Below are 15,987 nucleotides of genomic sequence, written 5' to 3'. Positions count from 1 at the left end.
ATGAGCACATTGAACACAACTGAAGAAATCATTGCCGATATTCAAGCGGGCAAGATGGTGATTTTGATGGACGATGAGGATCGCGAGAACGAAGGCGATCTGATTATGGCGGCGGAATGTGTCGATGCCGAAGCAATTAACTTTATGGCGCGCTACGGCCGCGGACTGATTTGCCTGACTTTGAGCGAAGCGCGCTGCCAGCAGTTACGTTTGCCGTTAATGGTGAACCAGAATAATTCGCCTTATGCGACCAATTTTACCGTGTCGATTGAAGCGGCTGAAGGGGTCACGACGGGGATTTCTGCGGCTGACCGCGCGCGTACCGTGCAAGCGGCAGTGGCGAAAGATGCGCAGCCAAGTGATTTAGTCATGCCGGGGCATATTTTTCCGTTGAAAGCGAAAGACGGTGGCGTGTTGAGCCGTGCAGGGCACACCGAAGCGGGTTGTGATTTAGCGCGCTTGGCAGGGTTTGAACCTGCGGCGGTGATTGTCGAGATTCTGAAAGAAGACGGCAGCATGGCAAGACGCCCTGATCTTGAGGAATTTGCTGTCGAGCATGGGATTAAAATTGGCACCATCGCTGATTTAATTGAATACCGTTCATTGAAAGAGCGCACGATTGAGCGTGTGGCGCAGTGTAAGTTGCCAACCGCCTATGGCAATTTTGATTTGGTGACCTATCAGGACACCGTCGATGGTCAGGTGCATTTTGCGTTGCAAAGTGGTGTGATTCGTGAAGACGAACCGACCTTGGTGCGTGTGCATTTGCAAGACACTTTTAACGACTTGCTGGCGACTGAGCGTGCGACACGCCGCAGTTGGCCGTTGTACCGTGCGATGCGCAAAATTGCCGAAGAAGGCGGCGTATTGGTGCTGCTAGGGCGTCAGCAGACCCCGATGGACTTGATTGAGCAGGTGCGCCACTTTGAGCGTGAAGATAAAGGTGAACCTAAGCCGAGTGCAATGCTGAGTCAGCAATCGCGTAATGTTGGGGTTGGATCGCAAATTCTGGCCGATTTAGGCGTGCACAAAATGCACCTGTTGAGCTCGCCAAAGCGCTATTCAGCGCTCTCAGGTTTCGGCCTGGAAGTCATCGATTTCATCGAAGACAAATCGTAACGACATGCTCGCACTGGGCGTTGCATTCAACGTTCGGTGCGGGTTTTAATGTGTTGGGTTAACTGCGCGTTGGTGGGCACTGCAATGCGGTGCTGCCTGGCCATGCGCACGATATATCCATTCAGGTAATCAATCTCGGTGGGTCTACCTTGTTGAATGTCTTGCAGCATCGAGCACGTATTGTTCGCGGTGTGAGCAATCACGTCCTGGACTTTGCCAAGCAATAGCTCGGCTGGCAACACCCCCTTGCCCAACACCTGTTCAGCCACCGCGGCGACCTCATCACACACCGCCTCGATGGTGGCCTGATACTGCGGCTTAGCGAGCTCGCCATTACTGGTGCCCGCCAGGCTTGCGAGCGGGTTAATCGCGCAGTTAATCGCTAATTTTTGCCAGCGTTGCAGCAACATATCGTTCCGCCAACTAAGCGGTGGCATGGCGGCGGCTAAGGCTTCGAACCACACTGGTGGCAATCCCCCAGCGTCCGCTTTGCGTGGCCCGATGGCGCTGCCACCCACACCTGCATGCACCGTATCAAAAGGATTGCGTCGCCACGCCCCTTGGGTAGTGACCAAATCAAACACTTGAGTATTAAATTGCGCCAAGCGCGCATCCGCTGCGCCAAGCCCATTGTGGCTGACAATCAAGGCTTGCGGCATACATCCCGCTTGCTGACAGGCAAGGCTGAGCTGCGCTAACGCAGGTTCAAGTTGCCAGGCTTTCAGCATCAGCAGCACGCAGGTATCGGGGGTTAACACCGTACTTGCTTGCGACCATGTGACACGCGCGAACTGGCGTTGCTCACTTTCACCTAATGCCGATTCTAGGGTAAACACCTGCGCGTGTTTGAAGGCCTTAGTCGCGGACGTGTCACGCACCACCACATGCAATGGTTGTTCGCTGCGTGCTAAACCATGGGCCCACAAGCTTGCCAGCGCGCCGTGTCCGACCACTAACCATGGTGTCTGGTTAGCGGTCATTGGTTTGTTCCGTGGCCCGGCGGTGGTCGGCGGCTGCCTGACGCGCATTATTCTCAGCTTCCAACGCATAGATTTGATGGCGAATCGACCATAGCAATAACAAGCTTGGGATCACCATCACCGTGGTTAAGATAAAGAATACCGCCCAGTTGCCGTCCAACCAATCGACCATAGCGCCGCTGTAGGTGCCTAATAAGGTGCGCCCCAGGGTACCTAATGACGCCATTAACGCATATTGGGTGGCGGTAAATGCCCGGTTGGCAAGCAGGCTAATAAAGGCTACGAAAGCGACGGTCGACCAAGCTGAGGTAAAGCCATCAGTGACCACCGCGATGATAAATAAGGTGCGGTCGGGGCCGACCAATGCCAGCACCGAAAACGCTAAGTTACTCAGCGCCATCGCGCTACCACCGATAATTAAGCCTTTGATGATACCCAAGCGCATATTGACGTAACTGCCTATCAGCGCGAATAAGATAGTCACCCACCAGTTCATCAGCTTCGAGAACAAGCCAATGTCAGTGTTACTAAAGCCAATTTCCTGATAGAACACGATGGACATGCGGCCTAAGAAAGCTTCACCGACTTTAAATAAGGTAATGAATAGCAATACCGTGAGCGCCATGCGCACGCCATTACGCTGGAAGAATTCAGACACCGGCTCGATCATGGTAACGATAATCCAGGCCACAATTTTGTCACGGCGCCGCGCCTGTGGTTGTAGTTGCTCATCCACAGGCATGTTTTGGTGGTGAATATGTAAACGCACCAGTAAACGTACAATAAACACCAACAAAGCGAGCTGGAACAGCCCCCATAAGGTGATCGCATACCATGTGCCGGGCAGGAAATTCACCGCTAATATCGCTGACGTAATGAAGCCAGCGCTTAACAAGGTCATGCTTAAAGTTTGCTTGGGGTTGTTGGCGGCTAAACTTTGATATTTGCGTTCAGAGGCTTGCTGCAGCGCACGGCGATTGGTTTGCGGTTCACGTGACAACCAAACCCCTGCGGTTAATACCAACATAAACACGGCCATAGCTTGGTAAATCAGCGGCCAGTTCCAGCCTTGCATGTCGGATAAAATAAACGGAATCGCACCAAGGGCACCGTAGCCTGTCCACCAGCCCGCAGTGGTCATGGCCGCTGCGGCGGACTGCATCCGCGCTTCGTCTTCACCAATTGAGTCAATCCGATAGGCGTCGATACCGATGTCCTGGGTGGCGCTGCACACAGCAATAAAGAGCGCGACAAGACCGGCGTATTTTAAACTGTCGGTAAATTCGAGGGTACTTAAGTAAAAGCAGCCCGCAGCAATGCCCAGTTGGCAAAGTAAGATCCAGCCGCGGCGTTGGCCGAGCCAGCGGGTAAGACCCGGCAGGCGCACACGGTCCACTAAGGGAGACCATAAGAAATTGACTGAGTAGGCGGCAAATACGGCACCGAAAAAACCGATGCTGGTGCGACTCACGCCAATTTCATTCAGCCAGGCTGACATGGACGAACCTATCATTAGCCAAGGGTAGCCACTGGCAATGCCGAACAAGAAGATAATCAGCAAGCGGCGCTGGGTGTAAAACTTGACTAAATCACGCCAGTTTTGTGGCTGCGCGGAACTCATAGCCTTCCTTATTATTGTTGTTATTAGCGACTTAAGTGCGGCACGTTAAGCTTATTCGCGTGGTAGCAATTGCACACGAATCAAGCGTAACGGTTGCACTGGCACGTCATCGGCTTGGGTGTCCGGGTCGGTATGGGTTTCAACGCTGGCTAACTCATGCAGCAAGGCATCGTTTTCCACCACGCGGCCAAACACGGCGTAACCCCACCGGCGTGAACTCGGGTTTAAGCTGTCGTTGTCTTTGACGTTGAAATAGAACTGGCTGCTGGCAGAGTGTGGGTTGCGCTCGCGCGCCATCGCAATGGTTGCGAACTGATTGGTTAAACCATTGCCACTTTCATTCACCACAGGGTCGCGTGTGCGCAAGGGTGAATCGTCGGCTTTATAACCGCCGCCTTGCACCACAAAGTCTTCGACAACGCGGTGGAACAGGGTGTTGTTATAGTCGCCCGCGACCACATAACGAAGAAAGTTATCCACCGTAAGCGGCGCACGCATACGGTCAAGTTCGACCACCATCTCGCCATGCTCAGTGACAAATTTGACCCGTGGAAACAGGTTGTTTTGTTGAATGTCCTGGGCTTTTACTGGCATCAGCACTGACAATAGCAATGCCGCGAATAACGGGTAGAGTTTATTGCGCATGTTGAGCCTCGCGAATCCGGTTGGTCAGGGTTTCGTCGTTGAGCACATCGTTTAACACGGAGCCAAGCAAGTCAGCAAACTCGCGCTCGATGCGACGTTGATCGGCACGCAGCGGCCCATTTGATTCCCGGCTGCCGGTGAAGGTTTTCTCGGTTTCACGCTCAGCCGATGTCACTTTGGTGTACAGGCGGATGTTGTGCTGGGTGTCGTGGCGCAGTGAACCTTGCTGTACCACAAACAAGGCATCACGAATAATAATTTCCAGCTCGACTGGGGCATCATCGCGCACTGACCAGCGCTGGCCAACCCGTTCACTGATCAGACTAGCCAAGGTTGGGTCTGCCGTGGCAAACTCTGCAGTCTGGTCGTTGGTTTTTAAGCGCATGACGTAATTGTGTGCACGCTGATCACGCACTTGTAACCGCACGGCATCGCCACTTGGCTGGGTGCTAACTTGCGGGTTCAGTGATACTGGGGTCGGCGTGCTTTGACACGCACCTAAAAATGCCAAACTTAATAGGGCGGCAACCATTTGTTTTTTTATCATCGTAGTGCCTCAATGCTTGCTGATTTCACGTTTTATCTGCGTTGTTGTAAGTTCGCCGCGCGCTACGGCAAATAGAAAAATGTGGGTTTCAGACCCGTAAAGGTATACGATTGTTCCAATAGAGTCACCTGCACAGTGCTGATTGCAGCGCAAAAAGGTGGAAAAGATACGTACAAGGTTAGACTGATGAAATTTGAGAAGTATGCAGAAATTACAGGATGGGGCAAATGTCTGCCTCCGGCAGTGCTCACCAATGACGATTTAGCGACGTTTTTGGATACTTCCGACGAATGGATTAAACCGCGCACCGGTATTTCTGAGCGTCGAGTAAGCCATGTAGGCACCTCGGAACTTGCCACAGTGGCGGCACGCAATGCATTGGCCTGCGCCGACCTTGACCCCAAAGAGCTGGACCTGATTATTGTGGGTACCTGTACAGCGGACGAGATTATCCCCAATGTGGCGTCTGCGGTGCAGCGTAATATTGGCGCAAGTGGTGCCGCAGCCTACGACTTAAACGCGGCCTGTAGTAGCTTCTTTTATGCCATGCACAATGCCACGGCGGGTATTCGCACTGGGATGCACAAAAAAGTGCTGATTATCGGTGCCGAGCGTTTGACCCGAATTCTGGACTGGACCAAGCGCGAAAGTGCTGTGTTATTTGGTGATGGCGCTGGCGCCATGGTGCTGGAAGCGACGGATGAAGAATGTGGCTTGTTGGCCTCGAAAATCAGCTGCGATTCAGACGCCCGCGACGTGTTGGCCCTTGATTTTGGTTTGAGCTTTGATCGCTACAACTTTGACGGCGTGATGCCATTTAACTTTGAAGGTCAGGAAATCTTTAAGCGTGCCGTCAAAGGCATGAGCGCTGCAGTTGAAGACGTATTCCAGCAAACCGGTCTGACTATGGACGATGTGGACGCGCTGATCCCTCACCAAGCGAATAAGCGGTTAATCGATTTCCTGGCAAAAATGTGTAAGGTGCCAGAAGGTAAAACCATGCTGAATATTCATAAGTATGGCAATACCTCGTCAGCCACCTTGCCAATTGCCTTTGCTGAAGCGATTGAGAATGGCCTGGTCAAGCCAGGTGATACCATTGTGTCAGCGGTATTTGGTGGCGGGTTAACTTGTGGTGCCGGCATTATTAAGTGGGGCAAGCGAGTGAAGCCATTGCAAGACAACCAATTGCAATTGCCAAGCGATGGGCAAAGCGCGTTAGACTTAATTTTGCCATTGCATGAAGGCGCCAAGGCGGCTTGGGCCAAACGAGGCGAATAGGCGCGGCGAATTAACGCGGCAAATAAATGCGGCAAATAAGCAAGGAGCAATAGGCATGAACTGGCGTTTAGCAGGCATTGCCGCACTTACTTGGGTTATCGCGGGTTGTAGCAGCAACCCGAGCCAATCATCTGAAGACGTCGCTTGTGCGACGTCTTCTTTGTTTGCGGAGCTACAAGCCCTAAGCCCTGAGGCGCGAGTGCGTGCACGTGATATCGACCCCGTATTACTTGACCGTTGGCTCGCGACAGGCTGCGCGATAGAAGGCGGATTAGGGGTATTTGCTGCGGTAGCGGGGCTTACGCCGAGCCGCTTAGCCGATGAGCTGGCGGCTGCAGGGGAATACGAGTATGCCGTGGCCTGGTATCAGCACGAGCCGTCCGAGCGCAATTTCAGTCAACTCATAGCGCTGTATTCACCCAATGGTGCACTGGCAGATGACGCGCAGCTGTTACGCACAGAAATTCAGCGCGCCCAGTGGCAGCAAAGTATGGGTCGTGAAGTTACATGGCCACATGTTAGCCAGGCCCAGCCCTTATATGTGCAAACCGAACGCACCGCACTGCAAGCTGAGAGCGATTTTGATGCGCCTGTATTAGAGGCGCTAGAATTTGATCAGCGCGTGTACTTGATTGATGTGGTGATGCTGGCTGACAGCGACGAATATTGGGTGGAAGCCTATTTTCCGCAAACCTTAACCCTTGGTTGGATGCCTGCCGAAGACTTAGCGCAACATCCGCAGCGTGTACGTCGTGCATTGGCCGAAGTTGACGCTGCAGCGCAACGCCAATATGCCCAACAGGTGATTTTCAGTGCGCTGATTGCTGGCATGCCACTACAATCATTGCAGGCGCTGGATAGCAGCGAGTTCTTTAATACGGCAACGAAGCAACAGGTAAATAGCCTGGCATTACTGCGCCGCTTAGGCACCACCACGGACATTTGCCAGTCTGAAGTGCAGCAATTAGAAGACCAGCTAGCGCGCTACCTAGTTGATGAAGGGCCAGCACCTCAGGCCGACGATGCGCCCCATAGTCGATTGCTGCGCGAAGCACTCGCAGCATTAACTCAACGCCCGACGCCGGGGGTCGAGGTTGACGCCACTTTAGCCGAGCAATTAAGCCAGCGGGCATACCAGTATTTTCGTATCCGCAGCTATGGTCAGCTTGATCAGCGCTTATGCTTTAGTTTGCCCAACGCGGCAGGCAACCCAGAGCTTGCGGGGGCTGCATGCGACGCGATGGCCAGCTTGCAACGCTGTGTAAACCGTATCGATGCGTTGCTGACTATCAGTGCCAACAGCGCTGAATCACAGTAAAGCTTGTTTTCCGCTAACGCGAGAATCCAAATTACTGCTATGGTAGACAGGTACAACCAGTTTTATGGTAGGTTGTTAGAACTATATGCAGAGCAACTGGGAGCGAAGTCACTGTGAGCGAATTTGTTATCACTCAGCGCGAGGGCGCAATTTTACATCTGCGTCTTAACCGCGCGAATAAAAAGAACGCCCTGACGCAAGATATGTATCAAGCATTGTTAGATGGCGTAAACACCGCGGAAGCGGACCCGAGCGTACAGGCTGTGGTATTCAGTGGCGCTGGCGACGCGTTTTGTGCGGGCAACGACTTAGGTGATTTTCTGCGCCATGGTGAGTTAACCCCGCAAGCCCCCGTATTTAAACTACTCAAGCGTTTACCCGAATTAACCGTGCCCTTAGTGGCTTCCGTTCAAGGCGCGGCGATTGGCATTGGCACCACATTATTGATGCACTGCGACATTATCTATGCCGCCGAAGACGCGGTATTTGCGCTGCCATTCGTTGATTTAGCCTTAGTGCCGGAAGCGGGCTCGAGCTTGCTGTTACCTCAGATTGCCGGTTATCCAAAGGCCGCTGAGCTGTTGCTATTGGGTGAGAGCTTTGATGCCAGCCAAGCACTGGCGATGGGCTTAATTAACCGAGTCGTGCCATTAAATGCGCTGCAAAGTGCAACGGAAGAGGTCGCCGGGAAACTGGCGAGTAAGCCACCACAGGCTTTACGCCGTAGTAAGCAACTACTCAAAACCCCAACCGAAAGTACGGCTGTGCGAATCGAGCGCGAACTTGAGATTTTCATGCAAGCTTTGGCCAGCGATGAAGCGCAGCAAGTGATTGCCGTGAAAGCGAAGAAAAAGAGCGCTTAATGGGTCATTGCTGAAAAACTGTGCAGTTAAACGCCGTCTCGGGCGGTGTCCTTGCATTACCGCTGTGCATCATAGATAATGCGCAGCGGTGGCCCCATGGGTCCCCTCGCAACGTTAACCAGCGAACCCGGTCAGGCCCGGAAGGGAGCAGCCGCAGTTGGGGACGCGTGTGCCGGGGTGCGGCTTGTGGGGTCACCACCTATCTCTCTTGTTTTTTCTTCACATTCAATTAATTTACCTTTTGATTTCCCCCTCTAGGCTAATTTTTAGCGAATTAGTGCGTCTCTTTGCTTTTAATTTACATTAATAGCTGTCGTTCACTTTGAATAAAATTTGCCCATATGATGAACGTGTGTTACAAAAATATAGCAGTAAGGATAAATAAACTATGACATAAAGGATATTCAAATGAACAATTTTGGTAAAAAGTTGTTAGTGCTAGCGTTGCCGGCATTCGTGTGTAGCCAAGCTTACGCTACTGACATTGAGGCAGATGTGGAGGTTCAGGCTGTGCCGCCTCAAGTTGTTACTTTTATCGCCGCTCAAGCGAAGTCGTTTCTAATTTCGCAAGCATCCAGCTTTCTTAGAGAACAGATTTTTGGTGGTAGTAATGGGCCTCAAGTTGCTCTTCTTCATCAAGACTCATTGGATGAGATTAGAGCTATAGTCAATAGTGGCTTTGAGCAGCATCGTTTAATTACCATGCAGGCTGAATTCAATGCCTATTCAGATATGGTTCACGTAGCCCATCAGATAGCGGCAAACGACGACTACGATGCTGGTTATATCAGCAATCTGATTACTCACGGATTCTCTCTGGTCAATAACTCGACTTATAGCGCACAGGGGTATGATTACTACTTTACTCTGACTGGCAGCCGAGCAATGGCTTACTCACTTATGTTGAGTGTAATGACCGAGCGTGCGCTTAAGCAAAGTGGATATACAAGAGCAAACGTTGCTCAGTTTGCGAACGAGTGGGCGTCAAATTTAACCACTATGGGCGCGGCGGCAGACTCATACGTAATGCAAAACGTAACTATTCAGTACATGTCGCCCTCTTGTTCTGGAACAATTATTCATTCTGAGCCTCCATCACATGAACCTGAGTTTTCAACGACAAATTTAAACGGACGATGTGAAAATATAGTCACTGACAGTATTGGGAATCGACAGGAACGTATTATGGCGAACCTCTGGGGGTACGAGGGAGCGCATAGTCGAGCTTCAGAGATCGTCAACCAGTGGAGAAGCGAGTATCGAGTGAAATTTAAAGGCGCTGAATTCAATCAGTTTGTTGCAGAGCTTGAGAATTTCGGTAACTAATCTTCATTAATTCTTCCAGACTTGCGATTCTAGGCCGCATTTAGCAAATACCATGCTATGCGGCCTTTTTTAGTATGGTGGGCAGTGTTAACGTGACCAAGCAGTTAAACTATTTGTGTATAAGGTATAATAAGTGAAAAAGAACCCTGAAGCTGTGTATTACGGCGACTATCTGCAACTGGATAAGTTGCTTGACGCGCAGGCGCTGCAAAGCGAAAAGTATGCCAGCGCTGCCCATGATGAAATGCTGTTTATTATTGTGCACCAAGCCTACGAACTTTGGTTTAAGCAAGTGCTGCACGAACTGCGCTCGGTTTTGACGATTTTTCGTGCCGATCATGTGCCAGATGAAGCTTTAATGACAGTGGTGCATCGGTTGAATCGGATTAGCAAAATTCAGCAATTAATGAACCAGCAAATTGGCGTACTGGAAACAATGACGCCACAAGATTTCTTTGAGTTTCGCGATTACCTCGTACCCGCATCAGGCTTTCAAAGTATTCAGTTTAAAGAGCTGGAAATTAGCTTAGGTTTACGTCGTGACACGCGAATCGCCTTTGATCAGCAGTCTTTTTATACTCGCATTAACGACCGCGATCGCGCATACCTGGGCGAGTTAGAGGGGCAGGCAAGTTTATTTGAGCGGGTGGATGATTGGCTGGCGCGGATGCCATTTCTGGATATGCAGGATTTCGCGTTCGCTGAGCATTTCAAAGCGGCCATTGAAGATAGTCTGAGCCATGATGAAGCCATTATTCGCGCCAACGACCTATTGAGCGATGAAGAGAAAGCTCAGGAGCTTAAAGACCTGCAAGCTACACGAGAGAATTTTGCCGCTTTGTTTGAACCAGAGCTGTATGCGCAGATGCAAGCCGAGGGTAGGGTCCGGCTTTCCCAACGCGCACTTCAAGGCGCGCTATTTATTCAGTTGTACCGTGAAGAACCAGTTTTCAATCTACCTTGCCAGGTGCTTAGCTGCCTTGCGGATATGGACGATAACATGACCATTTGGCGTTATCGACACGCCATGATGGTACAGCGTATGCTGGGCTCGAAAATTGGCACCGGCGGTTCGTCAGGACATGAGTACTTACGCAAGACCACTGAACGTAATCGTATCTTTACGGATTTGCTGAATATGTCGAGTTATTTATTACCAAAATCAGCCCTTCCGGACTTGCCAGAACGAGTCAGACAGGCATTGCGCCGTCAACAATAAAGCAATGCTTGGTAAAGTTTCATCCTTTTAACCCGAAATTTTTGCCGCTGGGCGCGTCTAGCTGCGCGCCCACGCGACGGGCAATACGCGGTGTAATAAAGCGCTTACTCACTGGCAAACACGCGGAGATGTTGAGGTTTAACATGTAAGGTGAGCGAGTGCCTACATATTGACCATTCGTTAACGCCGGATGCACTGGTATTTTAATTGTGTTTTCTTTGTGTAAGTCATTGTTTATAAATAAATTCAAAAATAAATCTACAATTAGCACACAATAAATTCATAAACTCATGTAGAAAATATGTAATAACCCAAAAAGGTTATTTTTTCGCCTGCTCAATGCTTTAACAACCCCTGCGCTTGGCTTAGTATCTTGCCTCCACTTTGCACAAGGTGGGACCCACGGCGTACAACAATATTATACGGCGCCTTATGTCATCCAAAGCACTCAGTGCTCCAGGGAGAAATTATGTCAACTCATCACAAGACCGCTCGTGCGGTTCGTTTGGCCTTGATGCTTGGCGCAGCTAGCACTGCATTCAGCGGTGTGGTTAGCGCACAAGAAGGGCAAGATTCAGAAGTCGCAGACCGTCCTGAACGTATTCAAGTTACCGGTTCGCGGATTGCGCGCCCAGAGCTGTCGCAAGCGGCACCTTTGGTTTCGATTGGTCGTGAAGAAATTGGTAATTTCGGTAGCCCAGACTTGGGTCAGATTTTGGCAGAGTTGCCAGCCATCGGCGCGACTGACACCCTAATTGGTAACCGTAATAACAACGCATCAGGTGGTGTGAGCTCTGCAGACTTACGTCGTTTAGGTACTTCGCGTACATTGGTACTGGTTAACGGTAAGCGCCATGTTGCAGGTAGCCCAGGCTCGGCTGCGGTAGATCTATCGACTATTCCAGCATCGATGATTGAGCGTGTTGAAGTGATGACCGGTGGTGCGTCTGCTGTGTACGGTTCAGACGCGGTATCAGGTGTTATTAACGTGATTCTGCGCGACAACTATGAGGGCGTTGAGCTTTCAGGTCGTGCCACTACGTCAACCGAAGGTGTTGGCGCACGTACCCACGAATTTAACTTGCTAGGCGGTGGCGACTTCTTAAGTGGTCGTGGTAATGCTACCTTCCATTTAGGTGTGAACCGCATTCAGCAAACCATGGAAAATGATGTACGCCAGTTTGCGAACTGGGGCACCATTGTGAACCCTGCAGACACCGGGCGTTTAGACGGTATCCCTGACCGTATCTATGTGCCTAATATCGGTACCGACTTCCGTTCAGGTAATGGCGTGATTATTGCCGGTAGCGGCGATAGTCAGCGCTTGTACGGTTTTTTTGAGGACGGTTCTTGGCAACAGCAACCAGAGCGCGGCGGCGACAATTCCTCGGCTTATGGTTCTTTCCCGAATGGCTGTGAAACCTGTGCCTTTACTCAAGACTACGTGAACCTGCAGCCAGAAGTGAACCGCCGTATCATGGGTTCAACGTTAAGCTACGAGTTGAACGACTCAGCGCGTTTTTACGGTGAGTTTAAGTATGTTGAGGCTGATGTGGAGCAACAGTTCCAACCGTCATTTGATAACCTGGTGATTAACGTCAATGACAACCCCTATTTGGACGATGAGTTGCGCGGCATCTTGTTGGATGCTGGCCACGAGACAGTAGGTTTTAGAAAGTTCTTTGAAGACTGGGGTAACCGCACCGCTGAAAACCGTCGCCAAACTTTCCGTACCGTGTTGGGTATTGAAGGCATGGCAAATATCGGGAATAGCTTCTTAGACTACGACTTTTACTATGGCTACGGCGAAACCCGTAACGACCGTAACACGGCCAACAATATCATTCGCAACACGCCAGCGCCTGATTTCCAGCGTCAGGCAAACCTATATGCAGCGGTAGATACTATCCGCAATGCGGACGGTGACATTGTATGTCGCGACCCGAACGGCGGCTTGGTCAATAGCGGCGGTGAATGTGTGCCTTACAACCCATTCGGCCAAAACGCGAGTGACGAAGCGATTGCTTTCGTTAGCCATGACGCAAACCGCAAAGATGTGATTACCCAAGAGTACTTTGGTGCCATTTTCGTCACCGACACAGCTAGCTATTTTAGCTTACCAGGTGGCCCAGTCGATGTGGCGTTTGGTTTTGAGTGGCGTGAAGAAAGTTCAGAAACTACGACTGACGCATTTACCAAAGCGGGCTTAAGCAGCAGCGCGGCGACGCCAGATTCGTTTGGTCAGTACGACGTGACCGAAGGTTTCGTGGAAGTTAACCTGCCACTGCTGAGCGGTGTGACTGCAGTGGAAGAGCTGATTTTGGATTTAGCGTATCGTTATGCGGATTATTCTCACGTTGGTTCGACTGACGCGTGGAAAGTTGGCTTAATGTACGCGCCAATCGCTGATGTGCGTTTACGTGGTACTATCGGTCAAGCGGTTCGAGCGCCAAACGTGAACGAAGCGTTTAGCCCAATTTCACCAGGCTTTACCAACGTGACAGATCCATGTGACGTCACGCGGATTAACCAGAACCCTAACCGCATTGATAACTGTGCTGCGCTAGGTGTGCCAGAAGGTTTTGTCGGTCAAACTAACTCAAGTATTGCCTCATTATCGGGCGGTAACCCAGACCTGAACGTTGAAAGCTCGCGTTCATGGACGGCGGGTGTGGTTTGGACGCCAGCCTTTATTGAAGGCTTCAGTGCGACCTTGGACGTGTACAACATTGAAATCAATGACGCGATCGTCAGTATTGGCGCGCAAACTATCATTGATAACTGTGTGGACGCGAGTGGTGGTTTATCGACGGATTTCTGCCCACAGGTCACGCGCGACGCCGAAACGCGTCAGTTAACCGCGGTGACGTCTGGTTACGTGAATGCGTCATCCATTGAAACGCGTGGTGTTGAGTTAGACCTGAACTATCGCTTCGAACTAAGCCGTTGGGACCTACCTGGCCGTCTTGCGAGCTCGTTGTTTGTTAACTATCTGGATCGCTTCGTGACTTATGAGTTCCAGGATCAACCAGAGCTGGATAACCGTAATGATGGCCAAATTGGTGACCCAAGCTGGCAGTTCCGTTTGTCGAACACTTACCGTATGAACGACTGGTCGGTGAACTGGACAGCGCGTTACATTGACCGTTCTGCGCTTTACAACGTGACGCCACGTTTGGAAGCTTATGAAAACGTAGGCCCAGCCTATGTGGGTTCAATGACCACGCATGACATTTCAGGTACTTATTACTTTGGTGAGAACCTGACTGTGAACGCAGGTATTCGTAACGTGCTAGACAAAACCCCGCCAGGCTATGTTGGCAACGCGTTATATGACCTAGTTGGACGTCGTGCATTTGTTGGCGTGACGTATAGCTTCTAATTGCTGGACGCTTACCTATGAGGCGCTACTTCGGTAGCGCCTTTTTATTGCTTAATATTTGGGTGTTTGGCGTTCAATTTGCGCTTCAATGTTGGCGATTGCTTTTTGGCAACGCATTAAGCGTTGTTGACACAATAATACTTGCTGCTGATGACTTTCTGAACTGGATGCTGAGTCGGCGGCCGCTTGAGCTTGGCGTAAGTTATCACTCAGCCGGCGTTCATACTCATGGTGCTTGGCAAGTTCAGCATAGAGGCTCTGGCTACGGCTTTGCTGTTCATCAAAAGGTAACTTTTGTTTGCTCGCCACGGCAGGCGCAGGGCGTTTTGCACGAAAAATAGCCTGGGTAAAGGCGTTTAATTGTTCACTTAAGTGGTTAGCAAGCCAGGTTGCGCTCTCAGAGCTCGGGTTTAACTCAGCTAACTTCTGCAGGTTAGCTTGAATTTCCTGCAGGTAATCACAACTTCTTTCGCTGCGGCAATGGAAAAGCTCTGGGCTAAACCAAGTTTTGCTAATGTTTTTAGGTAAGTGTTTAGCTTCTTGCTCAAGTATGCGTAGAGCGTTACGCAAATTATTATCTGTGTGCACGACTTAAGCCTTCAATGCTGGCTTGCGCAACTGAATAAGCATGGCAAAGTTATTTTCGCAGTTCCGTATTTCTGGTTCATTCCCTACATTAGCCAAATGAAAAGGGGAAATTTCAATTTGCAGTGCACTCTGTTGGGCGAAGCTTCTTAGCTGCTGACTACGTTTTTCATCATAAGCGGCATTAATTTGGTCGGAAATACGAGCTAAATGCTCAGTTAGTTGTGCGTAATGAGCTCTTAAACTTTGCAGTTGAGCCTCAGTCGAGGCTTGGCCCGGATTCGCCATGACCTGTGCAACGCGCGATAGTACATCATCAACCCAAGCTTGGCTTAGTGCATTACTGTTCAATGTTTTGAGTTGTTGCATGACCCATTTTAACGTGCTGGTACTCGCCTGATAGAGATTATAAAGCGCTTTACTATTAAGCGTTGATGCTTGACGCAGTAGTTCCAAGCATAGCTCTGCTTGAATAAAAACAGGTGATTCATGAAGAGACATGTTTAAGACCTGAATCCCCCCTTTTGAATCTTGCACGATTGAAGAGTCTACATGATGAACCAAAAGCACCGCACGACCACCGGGTTTCAAGACTCGTTCGATTTCGATGATACTTGACTCAGGGGCGCCGTATTCAAAGCCGAATTGACTTACTACAAGATCAAAGCTTGCGTTTGAGAAGCCTAGCGCTTCGTTTCGGGTATTCGGGAAAAAATCTACGCAGCTCAGCAACTTCTTATCTTGCATGCTAAGACCAGCATTTTCCAGAGGCTTGATATCTGCGGCATCGCTGGCAAAAATTTTGAACTGGAGGGCCTGAGTTTGCTTGTACTTCGCGGCTAGTAACGCGATAGCACCATTGCCTGTGGCTAAATCTAATATGCAAGCTGAATCATTACATGCTGCAAATTCCGAGTCCCAAAACGCCTTGAGCTCACCATTGTAACCGTCTCTAGATGTACCTTCGGCAAAACTATTCAAGCTGGGTGTGCTTTGCCAGTAGGTGGTCCAATGATGCATATCGATACTCCTCAAGTTCTTTTTAGTTGGGCAATGCGTGGCAAGCGAAAGCAGTTCACCAGCATCTTAATCTCAAGTTCC

13 protein-coding genes and 1 other RNA gene are annotated in these 15,987 nt (G+C 50.4%); 8 read left to right on the top strand and 6 right to left on the bottom strand.

The genetic code is table 11. The annotated features are described in order from the left end of the window. A complete protein-coding gene (gene ribBA / locus CWE07_RS02435; RefSeq protein WP_111568375.1) occupies positions 1-1,119 on the top strand; it encodes a bifunctional 3,4-dihydroxy-2-butanone-4-phosphate synthase/GTP cyclohydrolase II in 1,119 nt (372 codons plus the stop codon). A gap of 26 nt (positions 1,120-1,145) precedes the next feature. On the opposite strand, the gene CWE07_RS02430 is transcribed toward ribBA, so the two are convergent. The 4 genes from CWE07_RS02430 to CWE07_RS02415 are packed head-to-tail and all read right to left on the bottom strand — an operon-like array spanning position 1,146 to position 4,912. Further along, positions 1,146-2,099 (bottom strand): ketopantoate reductase family protein, encoded by a 954-nt coding sequence (locus CWE07_RS02430; protein ID WP_157983203.1) that lies wholly within the window; start codon positions 2,097-2,099, stop codon positions 1,146-1,148. Next, positions 2,089-3,720 carry an AmpG family muropeptide MFS transporter gene (locus CWE07_RS02425; RefSeq protein ID WP_111568328.1) on the bottom strand — a complete coding sequence of 544 codons (1,632 nt, stop codon included), beginning with the start codon at positions 3,718-3,720 and terminating at the stop codon, positions 2,089-2,091. Before CWE07_RS02425 ends, CWE07_RS02430 begins: the two co-directional genes overlap by 11 nt. A 51-nt stretch (positions 3,721-3,771) precedes the next feature. Then, positions 3,772-4,314 (bottom strand): peptidylprolyl isomerase, encoded by a 543-nt coding sequence (locus CWE07_RS02420; protein ID WP_241974012.1) that lies wholly within the window; start codon positions 4,312-4,314, stop codon positions 3,772-3,774. A gap of 40 nt (positions 4,315-4,354) precedes the next feature. After that, complete coding sequence (locus tag CWE07_RS02415) at positions 4,355-4,912, bottom strand: YajG family lipoprotein (protein WP_111568326.1); 558 nt, start codon at positions 4,910-4,912, stop codon at positions 4,355-4,357. Between the two features lie 186 nt (positions 4,913-5,098). On the opposite strand from CWE07_RS02415, the gene CWE07_RS02410 reads away from it, so the two are divergent. The 7 genes from CWE07_RS02410 to CWE07_RS02380 all read left to right on the top strand — a co-directional run bounded on the left by CWE07_RS02410 (position 5,099) and on the right by CWE07_RS02380 (position 14,301). After that, positions 5,099-6,193, top strand: coding sequence for a ketoacyl-ACP synthase III (locus CWE07_RS02410; RefSeq protein WP_111568325.1), 1,095 nt, complete (start codon positions 5,099-5,101; stop codon positions 6,191-6,193). Between the two features lie 55 nt (positions 6,194-6,248). Continuing rightward, positions 6,249-7,511 carry a hypothetical protein gene (locus tag CWE07_RS02405; RefSeq protein ID WP_111568324.1) on the top strand — a complete coding sequence of 421 codons (1,263 nt, stop codon included), beginning with the start codon at positions 6,249-6,251 and terminating at the stop codon, positions 7,509-7,511. A gap of 113 nt (positions 7,512-7,624) precedes the next feature. Then, positions 7,625-8,374, top strand: coding sequence for an enoyl-CoA hydratase (locus tag CWE07_RS02400; RefSeq protein ID WP_111568323.1), 750 nt, complete (start codon positions 7,625-7,627; stop codon positions 8,372-8,374). 95 nt (positions 8,375-8,469) lie between these two features. Continuing rightward, positions 8,470-8,566: signal recognition particle sRNA small type (ffs, locus tag CWE07_RS02395), an RNA gene on the top strand. Between the two features lie 216 nt (positions 8,567-8,782). Then, positions 8,783-9,700: a hypothetical protein gene (locus CWE07_RS02390; RefSeq protein WP_111568322.1), complete on the top strand. Its 918-nt coding sequence runs from the start codon at positions 8,783-8,785 to the stop codon at positions 9,698-9,700. Between the two features lie 133 nt (positions 9,701-9,833). Next, positions 9,834-10,919, top strand: a complete 1,086-nt coding sequence (locus CWE07_RS02385; RefSeq protein WP_111568321.1) for a tryptophan 2,3-dioxygenase family protein — start codon at positions 9,834-9,836, stop codon at positions 10,917-10,919. A 469-nt stretch (positions 10,920-11,388) separates the two neighbouring features. Beyond that, positions 11,389-14,301, top strand: a complete 2,913-nt coding sequence (locus CWE07_RS02380) for a TonB-dependent receptor domain-containing protein (protein WP_111568319.1) — start codon at positions 11,389-11,391, stop codon at positions 14,299-14,301. Positions 14,302-14,352: 51 nt separating this feature from the next. Here the strand turns inward: CWE07_RS02380 and priC are convergent, their stop codons facing one another. Both priC and CWE07_RS02370 read right to left on the bottom strand, forming a co-directional pair. Then, entirely contained in the window at positions 14,353-14,889 is a 537-nt protein-coding gene (priC, locus tag CWE07_RS02375; protein WP_111568318.1) for a primosomal replication protein PriC, read from the bottom strand. Positions 14,890-14,892: 3 nt separating this feature from the next. Then, on the bottom strand, positions 14,893-15,906 hold the full coding sequence (locus CWE07_RS02370) for a class I SAM-dependent methyltransferase (RefSeq protein WP_111568317.1): 1,014 nt from the start codon (positions 15,904-15,906) through the stop codon (positions 14,893-14,895). Between the last annotated feature and the right edge of the window lie 81 nt (positions 15,907-15,987).

The organism is Aliidiomarina maris (assembly GCF_003987335.1).
Lineage (GTDB): Bacteria > Pseudomonadota > Gammaproteobacteria > Enterobacterales > Alteromonadaceae > Aliidiomarina > Aliidiomarina maris.
This window is presented reverse-complemented; position numbering and strand designations above follow the sequence as displayed.